The sequence below is a fragment of the Gilliamella sp. B2887 genome (genome assembly GCF_026537015.1).
GTDB lineage: Bacteria > Pseudomonadota > Gammaproteobacteria > Enterobacterales > Orbaceae > Gilliamella.
Genome location: NZ_JAFNMX010000007.1, coordinates 21,123 through 37,882 on the forward strand (window position 1 = coordinate 21,123; position 16,760 = coordinate 37,882).

At 31.9% G+C, this 16,760-nt stretch carries 11 protein-coding genes; 6 read left to right on the top strand and 5 right to left on the bottom strand.

The window, feature by feature from the left end; genetic code table 11:
• Positions 1 to 2: 2 nt before the first annotated feature.
• Both J3U13_RS06885 and J3U13_RS06890 read right to left on the bottom strand, forming a co-directional pair.
• Positions 3 to 1,574: an SGNH/GDSL hydrolase family protein gene (locus tag J3U13_RS06885; RefSeq protein ID WP_267341039.1), complete on the bottom strand. Its 1,572-nt coding sequence runs from the start codon at positions 1,572 to 1,574 to the stop codon at positions 3 to 5.
• A gap of 36 nt (positions 1,575 to 1,610) precedes the next feature.
• Positions 1,611 to 3,179 (bottom strand): oligogalacturonate-specific porin KdgM family protein, encoded by a 1,569-nt coding sequence (locus tag J3U13_RS06890; protein WP_267341040.1) that lies wholly within the window; start codon positions 3,177 to 3,179, stop codon positions 1,611 to 1,613.
• Between the two features lie 287 nt (positions 3,180 to 3,466).
• Between J3U13_RS06890 and J3U13_RS06895 the strand changes: the two genes are divergently transcribed.
• Complete coding sequence (locus J3U13_RS06895; protein ID WP_267341041.1) at positions 3,467 to 4,972, top strand: MFS transporter; 1,506 nt, start codon at positions 3,467 to 3,469, stop codon at positions 4,970 to 4,972.
• Between the two features lie 72 nt (positions 4,973 to 5,044).
• Here J3U13_RS06895 and J3U13_RS06900 read toward each other — a convergent pair whose 3' ends face one another.
• Positions 5,045 to 5,824: a Cof-type HAD-IIB family hydrolase gene (locus tag J3U13_RS06900; RefSeq protein ID WP_267341042.1), complete on the bottom strand. Its 780-nt coding sequence runs from the start codon at positions 5,822 to 5,824 to the stop codon at positions 5,045 to 5,047.
• Position 5,825: 1 nt separating this feature from the next.
• Positions 5,826 to 6,509, bottom strand: a complete 684-nt coding sequence (gene hda / locus J3U13_RS06905) for a DnaA inactivator Hda (protein ID WP_267341172.1) — start codon at positions 6,507 to 6,509, stop codon at positions 5,826 to 5,828.
• A 950-nt stretch (positions 6,510 to 7,459) separates the two neighbouring features.
• Between hda and mnmG the strand changes: the two genes are divergently transcribed.
• Together mnmG and rsmG are read left to right on the top strand one after the other, a co-directional pair.
• Positions 7,460 to 9,352, top strand: coding sequence for a tRNA uridine-5-carboxymethylaminomethyl(34) synthesis enzyme MnmG (mnmG, locus tag J3U13_RS06910; protein WP_267341044.1), 1,893 nt, complete (start codon positions 7,460 to 7,462; stop codon positions 9,350 to 9,352).
• Entirely contained in the window at positions 9,330 to 9,929 is a 600-nt protein-coding gene (rsmG, locus tag J3U13_RS06915) for a 16S rRNA (guanine(527)-N(7))-methyltransferase RsmG (RefSeq protein WP_267341045.1), read from the top strand. The genes mnmG and rsmG overlap by 23 nt, the downstream gene beginning before the upstream one ends.
• Positions 9,930 to 9,973: 44 nt before the next feature.
• Here rsmG and J3U13_RS06920 read toward each other — a convergent pair whose 3' ends face one another.
• Positions 9,974 to 11,233 (bottom strand): N-acetylmuramoyl-L-alanine amidase, encoded by a 1,260-nt coding sequence (locus J3U13_RS06920; RefSeq protein ID WP_267341046.1) that lies wholly within the window; start codon positions 11,231 to 11,233, stop codon positions 9,974 to 9,976.
• A gap of 608 nt (positions 11,234 to 11,841) precedes the next feature.
• Here J3U13_RS06920 and miaB point away from each other — a divergent pair.
• The 3 genes from miaB to mrdA all read left to right on the top strand — a co-directional run bounded on the left by miaB (position 11,842) and on the right by mrdA (position 16,760).
• Positions 11,842 to 13,269 (top strand): tRNA (N6-isopentenyl adenosine(37)-C2)-methylthiotransferase MiaB, encoded by a 1,428-nt coding sequence (miaB, locus tag J3U13_RS06925; RefSeq protein ID WP_267341048.1) that lies wholly within the window; start codon positions 11,842 to 11,844, stop codon positions 13,267 to 13,269.
• A 518-nt stretch (positions 13,270 to 13,787) separates the two neighbouring features.
• Positions 13,788 to 14,804, top strand: a complete 1,017-nt coding sequence (locus J3U13_RS06930) for a PhoH family protein (RefSeq protein WP_267341049.1) — start codon at positions 13,788 to 13,790, stop codon at positions 14,802 to 14,804.
• A gap of 18 nt (positions 14,805 to 14,822) precedes the next feature.
• Positions 14,823 to 16,760: a penicillin-binding protein 2 gene (gene mrdA, locus J3U13_RS06935; RefSeq protein WP_416380287.1), complete on the top strand. Its 1,938-nt coding sequence runs from the start codon at positions 14,823 to 14,825 to the stop codon at positions 16,758 to 16,760.

The window sequence follows — 16,760 nt, forward strand, 5'->3', positions numbered from 1 at the left end:
CCCTAATTTTTTTGATTAATTTTATTAAGATCCACAACAGCATCTTGTTTTAATAGAGGATCGTTGTTAATAGCTGTTGCAATAATCTTAGCTATTGCTTGTGCACCTTTTTCTTGAAAATGCGTAGCATCCGGATTGTTAATCACGCCAGAAGTTTGATTTTTATAATAAGGATATTTAGGATCATTAGGATCTACAGCTAACCAGTAAGACTGCCAGTCATCCTTGTGTTGGTTCGCAAAATCAATACTAAATGACTCCAAATCAATTAAAGCTACTTGATTAACTTTAGCCGTATGTTTAATCGTATTCGAATAATCTCCCCAATATGCAAAACCAGGTTTATTGGCGGTATAATGCATATGACTAACAGGATTGGTACTTTGATTTTGATGAGCAATGTTATTATTTTTATCTTTATAACGGGTGACTGGTGTCATCAAAATTGGCGTCATATCCAACGCGTTTGCCACAGCGAGATAACCTTCTAAAGAGGATTGGAATGACATATTTTCTTGCATTGATGGATACTGTTTTTGGTTATTATCATCATTAGGATAAGTGCATAAATTAGCAACATCCACTTTACCTCGTTTCGGATTGTTGCCGTTACATTTTTCATCATTATGTCCAAAAGCGATGATCATATAATCGCCTTTTTTCATTAAAGGGATCAGTAAATCGAACCATCCTTCAGTTTTGAAACTACGGCTTGAACGGCCTGACTGTGCGCCATTGATGACAACCGTATCAGCCTTATCATCAATAAACTGATCAAAAACTTGGCCCCATCCCATTCTTGGATAAACTTTTTTATCATAGTTGGACGCAGTCGAATCACCTAAAATAAAAATACGTTGCTTAGCATTTATATTTCTTTCTTTTTGCTTAACTGCCTGATCATAATCAAAAGGTGAATCTTGGCTAATGGGTCTTAAACGCATATCAAACAATACAGTACCACTTACTTTACCAGTAGAAGAATCGTATCCACGATTAAAGTACATTACATTAAGTAGCTTGTTAATATCTGAATTTGCAGTAGTAAGTGGATCAAATAAATTAGCCATAATGCCTACTTGGCGTAATGCTTTATCAAACAGCAAATGATATTTTTTATAAGCATGGCTTAATGCAGCATCATCTATTGAAAAAGATAATTGATTATCAGTAAATTGTTCTGGGCCTAGAAGATTGATTTGTTTAGCTAGTTCACTAGTTAAAAAATCAGTTAATGGATTAATATTAACAGTATTTTTTTCATCTTTTTGTAAGGTATGAACGTATGAAACCAAACAATTACCGTTACACATTTGCCCTTCATCCGCTTTTCGGGCAAGTGAGTTTTCATTACTAAAAACAATTAGTGGTGGAGTCAGTTCAGAAACATCTTGTTGATAAAACCCATCGCTATTAGTCGCCGTTTTTAAAATTTTATTATTCACATCACGGACTATCACCGATGAAATAACTGGTTTATTAACATAAACATAACCTTGTATTACCGTACTTGCCAATACTTGATTGATTGAAGTGACAACCAATAAAAATCCGAAAAAAATTTTCTTTATCATTTTTTCACCACTAACTGTTTTTAACACTTTTATCGATTAAAATAAATAAGATAATCCTAGTGCTAACTTAGCTTCCCTTGCGTCAGAATGAACACTTTTTGCCACATCTTCTGCAGCAAAGTTAACTTGCCAAACTTTGGTTGCTTGCCAATTTATATCCAGTTCTTGTTGATAATCATTCTTTTTATCATTGTGTAATACATAGTTCCCTTTTAAGTATGAGAAGCGATAGCCAATGTTCCAATCAGGAGTTAGATTAATATCAGCACCGATATCAAAACGATTGCGCGCTCGATTATCGACATAACCTTGAACACTATCTTCGCGTTTACTTCTTGAAACTTTGCGATATTCAAATCGATATTGGCCATAAAAAGATAGATCATCACTTTGTAACCAAGTCAATTTTAAAGCGGGAGAATAACGAACACCTGGACGTTGTAAATCACTTACATCACCTAATTGATAATGAGGTAAGTTTTCTTCACTTTTAGCTTTATAACCACCACCAGAATAGAATCTAACTTCCATATTTGGTGTTAGTACCCAATTATCAGCCAAATAAAAATTGTAACCTCCATAAATTTGATAATGGCTAGAAACAATATCGTCAAAGAATAATCTATTTTTTAATTGGTTATAAGTATTTACACTTAGACCAACATAGCCTGTCTTATCAAAATCAGTATAAAGACCAAAACTATCACCATGATAATGTGAAGTTAAACCATAATGATGCGCATATTTAAAATAGGATTTATAAACAAAATCGGAATTTTTGCTATTTGATTGACCAAATGCGTAATTGAAACCAATTTTAAATTTAGCTTGTCGAGTATTAGTGGTTTTATTTTTCGATACATCAGAAATGGAAAAATAAGGACGGAACAATTTTGAATAATTATAGGTAATTTTAAATTCTTGCTCATAATCAGTTTTTTTATTGTTATAAGCTTTATATTCATTTTTAGAAAAACCGTTCTTTAAGGCTTTATAAGAATTGTTAGTATAATCACCAATATAATAGTTAAAGGTATAGGCAAAGTTAAATGCTTTTATACCCGAATACATTAATGCCCAATCTAAACGATTCCTTCCTGTATTACTACTAGCAACATATTTAACTTGTTTGCCAGCTATTTTTGCTCTTTTATAACGTTCAGCATGAGATATTTTCTTCCATTCATAACGATAGCGCAAACTTGCTGACCAATCACTATTAATTTTATAACTATATTTCAATCCTGGTTGATAAAGAGTTGAATCTTTGTTGAAACCTAATTCAAATGATGGAATAATCGATCCCCAGCCATCATCAAGCGTAAGTATTTTTTGAATAACAACACTACCCGATCCACCTTGCATATCATCATATAAAACATCACGTTTGTTTCCACCACCTTCAGTAACACCAAATTTAAATTCATATTGCCAACTATCGTCGGTTTTATGAATTAATTTAATAGTATCCCCATGAATCCTATCCATAGATTTCCAATTATGTTCATATTGAAAGATTGTTTGACCAGAACCAGCGAAGCTACAGATAGGAAAGGTTGATAGAAAAATTAAAAGCGGTATTTTCTTCAATTTAAAATTATTCATTATTGTTTTCCTATTTTTTAAAATGCTGTTTTATATTTTTTAGTATTTTATTAATGTTTTCTGTTAATAAGATCACAATTTAAAAAAACAGTTCAAAAAAATAATAAAAATATGAGATTTATCCTTTTTATTTTTAATACTATTCATATTTGAACTTTTCAAATTAAATAAAGTGTTACCAATATCACATTTCTAAAAAAAATTTTGAAATAAACTTGTACAAATTAAATATTATTCTAATAATATTTTTAAAACAGTATTTCATAATTATTAAGGAAAATAGATTTATGGCTGATAATCAGAAAAAAATAACCTTACTAACCCGATTTTCTTATGGTAGTGGTAATTTAATAGGAAGTGGTGCGTTAGCAATCAGTGCGGCTTGGTTATTATACTTTTATACAACATTTTGTGGACTTTCAGCATTTCAAGCAACGTTAATTTTTTCAATAGCTACCTATTTAGATGTAATTTTAAATCCACTAATGGGGTTTATTACTGATAACTTTAACCATACTAAACTTGGGCGTCGATTCGGACGTCGTCGATTCTTTATCCTATTTGCTATTCCATGTATGATTATTTACCCATTACTTTGGGTAGATGGGATGAATTTCTGGTATTACTTAACAACCTATATTTTATTTGAATTCATCTATACCATGATTATGATTCCATACAATACTTTACCGGTAGAGATGACTAAAAACTTCGATCAAAGAACTTACCTAGCAGGCTCCAAAGCAATGTTTGGTAAAGTTGCCAACTTCTTAGCCGCTGCTATCCCTGGTGTATTTTTCTATCTATTTGATGGTAAAGACTCTCCACTACCATTCTTATTAACAGGTATTACTTATGCATCTATTATGGCGATAGCACTAATTTTACTTTATTTTAATAGCTGGGAAAAATCAGTTGATGAAATTGAAGATGAAACAACTTCTGGCCTTTGGGAAAGTATTGTTAAATTATTTTCAGATGTTTTTTCAACTTTCCGTTTAAAAACCTTTAGAAACCATTTAGGTATGTATCTATTTGGCTTTGGTGCTGAATGGTTATTTGCGGCAACATTTACTTATTTTGTGGTATTTAACTTAGGTCAACCAAAAACCTTCGTTTCACAAATGAACAGTTTAAGCAGTATTTGTCAACTCATTTCTACCGCCTTCTTCATGGCTTGGTGTGTAAAACGTGGATTCAAAAGACCATTTGTCATTGCAATACTAATTGTAATATCTTCAGTAATCGGTTATATCGGTGTTTACTACTTTAACATGCCTTATGTTACATGGATTGTTATTGGTATTACTATTTGGTTTGGTTTAGGAACAGGGGGGGTTTATTACATTCCATGGAGCGTATACACCTTCTTAGCTGACATTGATGAAGTATTAACAGGCAGACGCCGTGAAGGTATTTATGCAGGTGCCATGACCATGGCGGGTAAACTAATGCGCGCAACAATTGTCTTTATTTTAGGTATAGTATTGAAATATTCCGGTTTTGTATCAGGCGTAGATGCTGTTCAACCAGAGAGTGCGGTTACAGCAATCAACTTAGTATTAGTCTTCGGTGTGTGTGGAATGGCACTATTAGGTATCTTCTTCACATATCGTATGAAATTAGATAAATCGACTCATGCACTTATTATTCAAGAGCTTGATAGATTAAAAAACGGTGGTAAAAAACAAGATGCAACACCAGAAATAAGAAGTTTAGTTAAAGAGTTAACTGGATTTGATTATGACAACTGTTTTGGTAATAATAATGTTGGCTTTAAACAACATCATTAAAAATAAGTAAAAATAATAATATCATCAATTGAAAATCATCTGATCTAATCCATTAGATGATTTTTTAATATTTTAAATTAAGCCAAAATTATCTAGTGCTTTAGCAATACCGTCATTATCATTAGTATCCGTAACGTATTGAGCTTTGTCTTTTAGCGTCTTAACTGCATTCCCCATAGCTATTGGATGATCAACGGTTAGGAACATTTCCAAATCATTCATACCATCACCAAAGGCATATGTAGGTACATCATCAAAACCTTTCATTTTTAATAGTTCACTGATACCTCTTCCTTTTGAACCACCATGATTAAAGACATCAACACAATAAGGAGTATTACGAATAAAAGTGAGTTCAGGAAATAGCTCACGATAAGATGATTCACCTTGCTCACAAAGCAATAACAACATTTGAATCGGTTCTTTTAAATAAATTTGATCATCAACAGAAGGAACATCTTGTTTTAAATAATGGTAAAATTTTTGTGCAGGTTGACTATTTTCACTAATTCGCATCGTCTGATAATTATAAAAAGACAACGGAATATTCGTTTTCTCCCTAGAAAATTCATATAAACGAGTAATGACATTTTTATCAATATTATTGGTAAATACGACCTCTTTTTCATAAACAACGACTTGTCCATTCATCCCTATAATCGAATTTATTCCCGTTTCTTTCATCAAATTAACTACTTCAAGTGGTGTTCTTCCTGTTGCTATTATAGGTATAATATTATTTTTTTTAAGTTTTTTTATTGCATTATAAGAACTCGGCAATAGATCTATATTACTATTAAATAAAGTACCATCTAAGTCAAAAAAAACGATAGCTTCGGGTTTTTTAATCATATTACAAATCCAAAATATTTTTAATAAAAGGAATAGTTAACTTACGTTGTTGAGCTAATGTAGCTACTTCAAATTTTTCTAATAATGAAAATAAGGTACGCATATCACGATTAACACGTTTTAATAAAAATAATCCAACTTCTGTTGATAATTCAAATCCACTTAATTGGGCTCTTAACTGTAAAGCTTTGAGTTTATCATCATCACTTAATTCTTTTAATTGATAAACTTGTCCCCAAGACAATCTAGAAACCAAATCTGGTAAGATAAAAGAAATTTGTTTAGGTGGCGCACTTGCAGTAATTAATAATTTAGAAATGTTCTTTTCCGTTAATCGATTAAATAAATCAAAAATAGCCTCTTCCCAATCTCTATGACCCGCTATCGCATCAATATCATCTAAACACACTAAATCATAATTATCTAATCCTTGTAGAATTTCAGGAACCAAATGATAGTATTGCTTTAAAGGAATATAACTGGCTAACTTATTTTGACTTGATGCATGTAATAAATGAGTACGACCAGAAACTGTTGCTGACCATATATAAAAGACATTAAAACTCTCTTTACCCAATAAAGTTTGTAAAGAATCAAACAATAATTGATTATCACCTACATAAAAACTATCAAAAGTTTCATTATTAGGTAATGAAAAAGGTAAAGGTAGCTGTGAAAGAGTAATAAAAAAACCTCACAATAAAAAAACGAATCGCATTAAGTATAAATTTGCTTTTACAAAAATCAATCACTTTTATAGAAAAGTAAATAAGATCCCATAAAGGCTTATTAAATATTTAATTTTAAAACAACAAAATACTTTGTAAACTTTTAAAGTTATAATATTAAATAATGATATATACAATTTGTATTGGTATAAAACTAACCATACTATTATTATTTATTAATAATAGAATAAATGATATCTATATAAATAAAAATATTTTGCATTATTCAAATATCATTAAACAATTTTAATCACATCAATTTTATCTTCTTATTATAAATAATTTAAGCACAAATCCTCTTTTATAGTATTATAAACGAACTTTAATATAGCATAAAATCATTGAATTAACTTAAGCGATATTTTTTGATCTAAAAGTATTTTTATTAAAAGTAAAAACGAAATATCTTTTCAAAGATCTTACCTGTTAATGTGATCCTCCACTCTTTTTCAAAAAATAGATCATATAATCAAGTATAAAATTAAATCAATAAAAGCTAAAAAATAAGCAAACAAATTTATTTTCTGTGGATAACTCTGTGCTAAAACTGGATAACAAGCTGTGATAAGCATATTAACAACCTAAAAAAATAAATTCTTTGTGGATAAGTAATCTATTTATCAACAATTTTAAACAAGAAAAGATCCGATCAATTAACAGAGTTAACTATTGTATAAGATCCTATAAAATAATTATAAATACCAGTTATCAACAGAAAAGATCCAACATAATAATAATAAAAATAAAAGATCATATAAAAGATCTTATTTAATTTAGATCGCGATCAAAATAGATCATTTGACGTAATGAAAAAGATGAGTAAAATTCCCTACGCTAAATAAATCCAAATCACATGATCAAAAAATATTTGATCGCCTATATATAAAATAACGTACGAGGCTTTTTTATGTTTTATCCAGATCTTTTTGATGTCATCATTGTAGGTGGTGGACATGCAGGAACCGAAGCCGCTATGGCATCAGCAAGAATGGGGCGAAAAACACTACTTTTAACCCATAATATCAATACATTAGGTAAAATGTCCTGTAATCCAGCTATCGGTGGTATAGGTAAAGGTCATTTGGTTAAAGAAATTGATGCTATGGGAGGATTAATGGCTCATGCTATTGATCTGGCAGGGATCCAATTTCGAATATTAAATAGTAGTAAAGGACCCGCGGTAAGAGCAACGCGCGCTCAAGCAGATCGATCTTTATATTGCAAAGTAATAAGAACAACCCTTGAAAACCAAGAAAACTTAATGTTATTTCAACAATCAGTTGAAGACGTGATCATCGAAAATGATCAGATCACAGGTGTTGTGACTCAAATGGGTGTTTCTTTCAAAGCAAAAGCAGTTGTATTAACCACAGGTACATTTTTAGATGGTAAGATCCACATAGGACTTGATAATTATAGTGGTGGACGGACAGGTGATCCTGCTGCAATTGGTTTATCTAAAGCATTACATCAATATCCATTTAGAATGGGGCGTTTAAAAACAGGTACTCCACCAAGGATTGATGCTAGAACAATTGATTTTTCACAATTAAATACCCAATATGGTGACGATCCTACACCAGTATTCTCATTTTTAGGTAAAGCCAGTGAACATCCTAGACAGATCCCATGCTATATTACCAGTACCAATGAAATAACACATGAGATCATTCGAAATAGTTTGGATCGTAGTCCTATGTATACTGGTATTATTGAAGGTGTTGGACCAAGATATTGTCCATCAATAGAAGATAAAATTATGCGTTTTGCGGATCGTAATTCGCATCAGATCTATTTAGAACCAGAAGGATTAAACTGTAATGAAATCTATCCGAATGGGATCTCAACGAGTTTACCATTTGATGTTCAACTAGCCTTTGTACGGAGTATGAAAGGATTAGAGAATGCTAATATTGTCAGACCTGGCTATGCGATCGAATATGATTATTTTGATCCTCGAGATCTCAAACCAACACTTGAAAGTAAAGTGATCAAAGGTTTATTTTTAGCTGGACAGATCAATGGTACTACAGGTTATGAAGAAGCCGCTGCTCAAGGTATGCTGGCAGGATTAAATGCAGCTCGTTTTGTTTATGATCAAGATCAATGGTATCCAACTCGTGATCAAGCTTATTTAGGAGTGTTAGTTGATGATCTTTGTACACTTGGTACCAATGAACCTTATCGCATGTTCACCTCGCGTGCTGAATATCGTTTAATGCTACGTGAAGATAATGCAGATATTCGCTTAACGGAAATTGGCCGTAAATTAGGTATGGTGGATGATTATCGTTGGCAACGTTTTAATGAAAAATTTGAAGCTATTGAGCAAGAAAGAGCGCGTTTACGTGATATTTGGGTTCATCCTCACATTGAAAAAATTGATGAAGTTAATGCGGTATTAAGCGCTAACCTTACCAAAGAAGCCAATGGCGAAGAGTTGCTTAAACGTCCTGAAATGAGTTATAAAACACTACAATCTTTGTCTCTATTTGCACCAGGGCTAAGTGATGATCAAGCAGCAGAACAAGTTGAAATACAAGTTAAATATGATGGTTATATAAAATTACAAATTGAAGAAATTGAACGCCAAAAACGTAATGAAGAAACTCTTATTCCAGAGCATATTGATTATGCGGAAATTTCAGGTTTATCAAATGAAGTTGTGGCTAAATTAAAGCAACATAAACCTGTGTCAATTGGACAAGCTTCACGTATATCGGGTATTACTCCGGCAGCGATTTCAATGCTATTAGTTTATTTAAAAAAGAAGAATTATGTTAAAAAAGAAACTCATTAATCTTATTGATCAAACGGATCTATCGATCACTGATCTACAAATTGATCAGCTGGTTGATTATGTTGAAATGCTTAATAAATGGAATAAGGCTTATAATTTAACTGCGGTGCGTGATCCAAAAGAAATGCTCATTAAACATATCATGGATAGCTTAGTTGTATCCCCTTATTTAATTGGTAAGTCCTTTATAGATGTGGGTACAGGTCCTGGGCTACCAGGTATACCACTAGCTATTATTAATCCTGATAAGCAATTTGATTTAGTTGATAGTTTAGGTAAACGTATTCGTTTTTTAAAACAGGTACAATTTGAATTAAAATTAAAAAATATCAATCCTGTACAAAATCGTATTGAAGAGTATATCGATAAAAAATTTGATGGAGTAATCAGTCGAGCCTTCGCTTCTTTGCAAGATATGCTTAGTTGGTGTAAACATCTTCCTAATCAACAAGGTGCTTTCTATGCCTTAAAAGGTAGCGATATTGATGTCATTCCTGAAGGTTTTATTCTTAAACAAAATATAAAACTGACTGTTCCAGAATTAGATGCAGAAAGAAGTTTAGTTATTATTCAATAGATTATATCTTAAACATATAGTTTACCTGAAACTTCTTAGAAAATTTATTTTTTACGTTTTTTCAGGTAATCTTTAATACCATTAACGATTGCGTTAGATATTTGGATCTGGAATGCAGCTGTATTTAATTTTTGTTCTTCATTAACATTGCTAATGAAGGCTGTTTCAACTAAAACAGAAGGTATATCAGGAGCTTTTAATACCGCAAAACCTGCTTTCTCAATTGATGGTTTACGTAATTTGTTGACGCTTTTCATGCGGTTTAAAATAGAACTGCCCAATATTACACCATTACTCAGCGTAGTTTTTTGTACTAAATCTAATATGGTATTATCTAAATATTTATCACCACTGCGACTTATACCACCAATTTGATCAGCTTCATTTTGAGTTTGTGCTAAATAGCTAGCAGCTGAACTACTTGCCCCTTTAGTTGAAAGGGCAAAAACAGATGATCCTTTTACAGATCGATCTATAAAAGCATCAGCATGAATGGAAATAAAAAGATCAGCTTGCAAAGAACGTGCTTTTGCCACTCGTACATTTAAAGGAATAAACACATCTTCATTACGAGTCATATAGACTTTTATATTAGGCTCTTTTTTAAGTAGACTGTAAGTACGACGAGCTATTTGTAAAACAATGTCTTTTTCTCGTGTTTTTTTAAAACCAATAGCGCCAGGATCTTCACCACCATGACCAGGATCAAGTACGACTACTACTGGTGGAGTTTGTGTGCTTTTCTTCTGTGAATTTTTCTTTTTATTGTTATCAATTTTGATTTCAGACTGTTTTTTACTAAGATCGCCTTCTTTATACTCTTCTAATAGAGCAAGTAAAGGATCATTATCTTCAGTTAAAGCTACTTTAGATGGATAAAGATCGATAACTAAACGATTTTTATATTTTCCAATTGGTGGAAGTGTAAAAGTATTTGGGTTAATATCCTGTTTTAATTCGATCATTATTCTTACTGTTTTGCTATTGAGCTGAATAACTTTCAACGATTTAATATAAGGATCACGACTTAATACTTTTGATGAAATTTTTTTTAAGGCTGTATCTAAATTAATATCATTGATATCAACAGCAAGCCTTTTTGGATTGTTTAGTAAAGAATGATTATATTTTAAACGTGTGTTTGTTTCTATTGTTATTCTTGTATAGGTTGATGAAGGCCAAATACGTACTGCAACCACTTTTGCTAATGTTGCGGCAAAACCAACACGCGTGACAGATAATAAACATGTCGCAATGATACCTTTAATTAATAGGCGCTTTGTTGGACTGAGTGTTTTGGGCATATCTAAACTATTTATTTACTAAGAGAATTAAGCGCGAATAATAACATAAAATATTTCTTTTTTAAAAAGAATGATTATCATCTTCGCTTGCTCTTTTTAATTGAGGATTTATCCATATTTGCTATTTTAAATAAATCTTTTTTGTAAATAGCCATTTTTTATTTATCTTATTAAATTATTCTATTTTTTATATAACTTACTCTACTTGTTAATTATCATCATGCAAGAGACGGGTTTAAATCCAATTTTGAATTAATGTTAATCTCATTTATTCTGATTATTTTCAATAACACATTATTTTAGTTATCAATATTTAATATATTGCAATAATTAAAAAGAGATTTATGTAAAATTTTATTATCAAATATAAAATAGATAATTAATCAGATATTAAGATTTATTTCGTGATTATAGAAATTTTAAATATGGTTAATTGATGATCTTCTATATGCCAGTAAAGTTTATTAGAAAATATACAATATTACATTGCATTAACGTTTTTTATTTTATTATAGACCCTACAATCACAAAGGATTACAATATGGGGCGCTAAAATCGCGGATTTAAACCCGTTTTCATTTTAACAATTAATTATAGCTGAGTTATTGATGAGCAAAAAATTACATATAAAAACATGGGGATGCCAAATGAATGAGTATGACTCAACCAAAATGGCTGATCTTCTTGAATCTACCCATGGTTTAACATTAACTGAAAATCCAGAAGAAGCAGATATTCTATTACTGAATACTTGCTCTATTCGAGAAAAAGCTCAAGAAAAAGTATTTCACCAATTAGGGCGTTGGAAAAATCTTAAACAACATAATCCTAATATTATTATAGGTGTAGGTGGTTGTGTAGCTTCTCAAGAAGGTGCGCATATTCGCAAACGTGCCCCTTTTGTTGATATCATTTTTGGACCGCAAACGTTTCACCGTCTACCTGAAATGATAGAGCAAATACGTAGTGGTAAGGGTAAACATGTGGTTGATGTCAGTTTTCCTGAAATTGAAAAATTTGACCGTTTACCAGAACCTCGTAGTGAAGGTCCAACAGCATTTGTCTCAATTATGGAAGGATGTAATAAATATTGTACTTATTGTGTGGTACCTTATACTCGTGGTGAAGAAGTAAGTCGACCTTGTGATGATGTTATTTATGAAATAGCACAACTTGCAGAACAAGGTGTACGTGAAGTGAATTTACTGGGTCAAAATGTTAATGCTTATCGCGGACCAACCTTTGATGGTGATATTTGTTCATTTGCTGAGTTATTACGTTTAGTTGCTGCTATTGATGGTATTGATCGTATTCGTTTTACTACTAGTCATCCAATCGAATTCACTGATGATATTATTGATGTATATCGTGATACCCCAGAACTGGTTAATTTCTTACATTTACCTGTACAAAGTGGGTCTGATCGAGTATTAAATTTAATGAAACGAACTCATACTGCAATTGAATATAAATCCATTATTCGCAAATTACGTAAAGTGCGTCCTGATATTCAAATTAGTTCGGATTTTATTGTAGGTTTTCCTGGAGAAACACAAGAAGATTTCGAACAAACCATGAAACTTATTGCTGATGTGAATTTTGATTTAAGTTACAGTTTTGTTTATTCCGCTCGCCCAGGTACGCCTGCTGCAGAAATGGAAGATAATGTATCAGAAGAAGAGAAAAAGCAGCGTCTGTATATTCTTCAAGAACGTATTAATCAACAAGCAATGCAATTTAGCCGTCGAATGTTAAATACGGTACAACGTATTTTAGTTGAAGGTCCGTCTAAAAAAGATTTGATGGAATTAACAGGTAGAACTGAAAACAATCGTATAGTTAATTTTGAGGGTTACCCTAATATGATTGGAAAATTTGTTGATGTTGAAATTACGGATGTTTATCCAAATTCATTACGTGGTAAAGTAATTCGAACCGAAGATGAAATGGATTTACGAGTAAGTCAATCACCAATGTCAGTGATATCTCGAACTCGTAAAGAAAATGATTTAGGGGTGGGAATTTATCATCCATAATAAAAAAGTAGATATTTAGCTGACTTATAATATTAAAATTATTATATACAATGAGATGAAAGGAAAATAATATGTTTGTCATATTGGAGACTTGTGGCGGTAAGCCAATAAACACAGTGGATAATGTCGCTATTCTCCCCTGAGGCAAAAAATTATTATTTATTAAAAAAAATAATAAGATAATTAAATAAAAGTCGCTAAAATTTTTACTTTTTTATCCCTATTTTTAGTAATAAAACGTTAGGGAAATATATAAAATATCATTACTGCGATTCTGATTATAATGAAAAAGTACTAGAATATATACTGCTAACATTTGAACAACAAACATTATGTTAAAAATAATAAAAAGCGCAATGATTTCATAAACAGTAATCTAAAAAAAGCATTTAATAATATAGTGTTATAAAATATTGTTAGCTGTAACCGTTGAAAAATGGATTTTAAAAGAGGTTGAAAAGTGCTCTTTATGTGAACAGCGTCTTAGTGATTAAATTATTATTAAGAGGGACTTAACTTTGGATATTATTACACACGAAACTGTACTTGAACCAGCAGATAATAAGAGGCTTAATAGTCTTTGTGGTCCTTATGATGACAATATTAAACAACTTGAAAGTCGATTAGGCATTGAAATTAATCATCGGGGAAATCTATTTGCTATAACAGGTAATGCTGTCTGTGTTAAAGCTGCAAAGGATATTTTACAGTCTCTTTATAAACATACCAAAAATAATAATAAAATTGTAGAAATAGAATCTGAGCATGTCCACTTGACAATAAAAGAGTCAGGTGCGCTTGAAAAAATAAGTGAACACTTACCAACATATGTTCATCATCCAGCGGGAAAGTTGGTGATGATAAAAACTAAACGTGGCGTTATAAAACCTCGAACCCCTAATCAATCACAATATATTGCGCATGTCTTGGATTATGATATCACTTTTGGTATTGGCCCTGCTGGAACCGGTAAAACTTATTTAGCCGTAGCTGCGGCTGTTGATGCATTGGAAAAACAACAAGTACGTCGAATTGTATTGACTCGTCCGGCTGTGGAAGCTGGTGAAAAACTTGGCTTTTTACCTGGCGATCTCAGTCAAAAAGTTGATCCTTACTTACGACCTCTTTATGATGCCTTGTTTGAAATGCTAGGTTTTGAAAAAGTGGAAAAACTCATTGAAAAAAGCATTATAGAAATTGCGCCACTTGCTTATATGCGTGGACGTACACTTAATGATGCTTTTATTATCCTTGATGAAAGTCAAAATACTACTATTGAGCAAATGAAGATGTTTTTAACTCGTATTGGTTTTAATTCTAAAGCGGTAATAACAGGTGATGTTACCCAAATAGATCTTCCTCGCAATCAAAAATCTGGCTTGCGTCATGCTATAGAAGTATTAAGTAAAGTTGACGAAATTAGTTTCAATTTTTTTAATAGTGATGATGTGGTTCGTCATCCTGTCGTTGCCAGAATTGTTAATGCTTATCAAAAATGGGAAGAACAGCAGCATCATGCTGTTAAAAGTATTTAGAGGAGTATTACTATCCCTATCTTAAGTAACAAAAAGAAAAGCAATATTCGTGATCACTCTGCAGAAACCAATTTATTTTTGCGACGAGCACTATTTGCTTTTATTGTCATTATTTTATTATTATTAGTTTTACTTGTTAATTTAGCTGATCTTCAGATTGCTAATTATGGTTATTACAGCACTAAATCTAATAATAATCGTATTGAAATCATTCCCATACCGCCGAGTCGTGGTATGATCTATGATCGTAATGGTACACCATTGGCCATTAACAATATCACTTATCAACTTAATATCATTCCTGATAAAATTAAAAACCTTAATGAACAATTTAATCAGTTAAAAACTATTGTTGATTTAACTGATGAAGATATCGAGAATTTTCAAAAGGAACGCCGAAATTATAAAGCTCATCGCCCTGTTCCATTAAAAGATAATTTAACCCAACAACAGATAGCCCGTTTTGTTGTTGACCAACATCGCTTTCCTTATGTTTCTATTGTTGGGATACAGCATCGTTATTACCCATATGAAGCATCATTGACTCATATTATTGGCTATATTTCAAAAATTAACGGTCAAGATAAACAACGCTTAGAAGATGAAAATAAAAGTAGCAATTATGTTGCGACGTTTAATATTGGAAAAATGGGGATTGAAAAATATTATGAAGATGTATTACATGGCATCCCTGGTTATGAAAAAGTAGAAGTTAACAGTAGAGGAAGAATCGTACGTCAACTTAATCAACATCCACCTCAAGCTGGTGAGGATATCTACTTATCTATCAATCTTAAGTTACAACGTTATATAGAACAATTGTTAGCTGGTCGTAAAGCAGCTGTAGTTGCTATTGACCCTAATAATGGTGAAATTTTAGCTTTGGTTTCAAGTCCTACCTATGATTCTAATCCATTTGTAGGGGGGATATCGAATGATAAATATAAAGCATTGCTTAATGATCCGAATAAACCTCTTTATAATCGAGCATTACTTGGTTCTTATCCACCTGCTTCAACGGTCAAACCTTATATTGCTATTGCTGCTTTAAGTGAAGGGGTTGTTACATCAAAAAGCGTCGTTAACGATCCAGGATGGTGGCAATTACCAGGAACCGAGCGACGCTATCGGGATTGGTTAAAATGGGGACATGGGCGAGTTGATGTATTAAGAGCAATAGAAGAATCTGTCGATACCTATTTTTATCAGGTTGCTTATGATATGGGCATTGATCGCTTAAAAGCATGGATGACTAAATTCGGCTTTGGTGAGAGAACAGGTATTGATATATCTTCCAATGAAGAGAGCCGTGCTGTTATGCCCAGCCGTGAATGGAAAATACAACGCCATAAAAAATCTTGGCTACAAGGAGATACGATTCCTGTTGGTATTGGACAAGGTTATTGGACGGCAACCCCAATACAAATGGCAAAAGCATTAACTATATTAATCAACAATGGTAAAACCTATACCCCACATTTTTTATTATATAAAAAGAGCGATATTTTAAATTCTAATGAGCAACAGCCAATAATTAATCCAGATAAATATTTGGAAAATAATAGTTTATCTGATGTTAATCCAAGTTATTGGGCGCTTGCTAAAGAAGGTATGTATCGTGTTATGTTTGGTTCGCGAGGAACGGCACGTAAAATTTATGCTGATGCCAAATATCAAGCAGCAGGTAAATCGGGGACGGCCCAAGTTTATGGATTAAAAGTAGATGAAGTCTACAATGCTCATAAGGTTCCTGAGCATTTACGTGATCATGCTTTGTTTGTTGCTTATGCACCTTATGATAAACCCAAAATTGCTTTAGCTATTGTTTTAGAAAATGGTGGAGGTGGAAGCTCAAACGGTGGTGCTGTAGCGCGAAAAATATTAGATTTTTACCTTCTTGGTAATAATTCAATGGAATTAAATGAATCATCACCAAATACGGGAATTGAAGATTAA

What these genes read in the sequence shown, in the direction of transcription:
- J3U13_RS06885 (WP_267341039.1), bottom strand. Translation starts at nt 1,574, where the DNA reads ATGATAAAGAAAATTTTTTTCGGATTTTTATTGGTTGTCACTTCAATC.
- miaB (WP_267341048.1), top strand. Translation starts at nt 11,842, where the DNA reads ATGAGCAAAAAATTACATATAAAAACATGGGGATGCCAAATGAATGAG.
- mnmG (WP_267341044.1), top strand. Translation starts at nt 7,460, where the DNA reads ATGTTTTATCCAGATCTTTTTGATGTCATCATTGTAGGTGGTGGACAT.
- J3U13_RS06920 (WP_267341046.1), bottom strand. Translation starts at nt 11,233, where the DNA reads ATGCCCAAAACACTCAGTCCAACAAAGCGCCTATTAATTAAAGGTATC.
- J3U13_RS06890 (WP_267341040.1), bottom strand. Translation starts at nt 3,179, where the DNA reads ATGAATAATTTTAAATTGAAGAAAATACCGCTTTTAATTTTTCTATCA.
- J3U13_RS06895 (WP_267341041.1), top strand. Translation starts at nt 3,467, where the DNA reads ATGGCTGATAATCAGAAAAAAATAACCTTACTAACCCGATTTTCTTAT.
- J3U13_RS06900 (WP_267341042.1), bottom strand. Translation starts at nt 5,824, where the DNA reads ATGATTAAAAAACCCGAAGCTATCGTTTTTTTTGACTTAGATGGTACT.
- rsmG (WP_267341045.1), top strand. Translation starts at nt 9,330, where the DNA reads ATGTTAAAAAAGAAACTCATTAATCTTATTGATCAAACGGATCTATCG.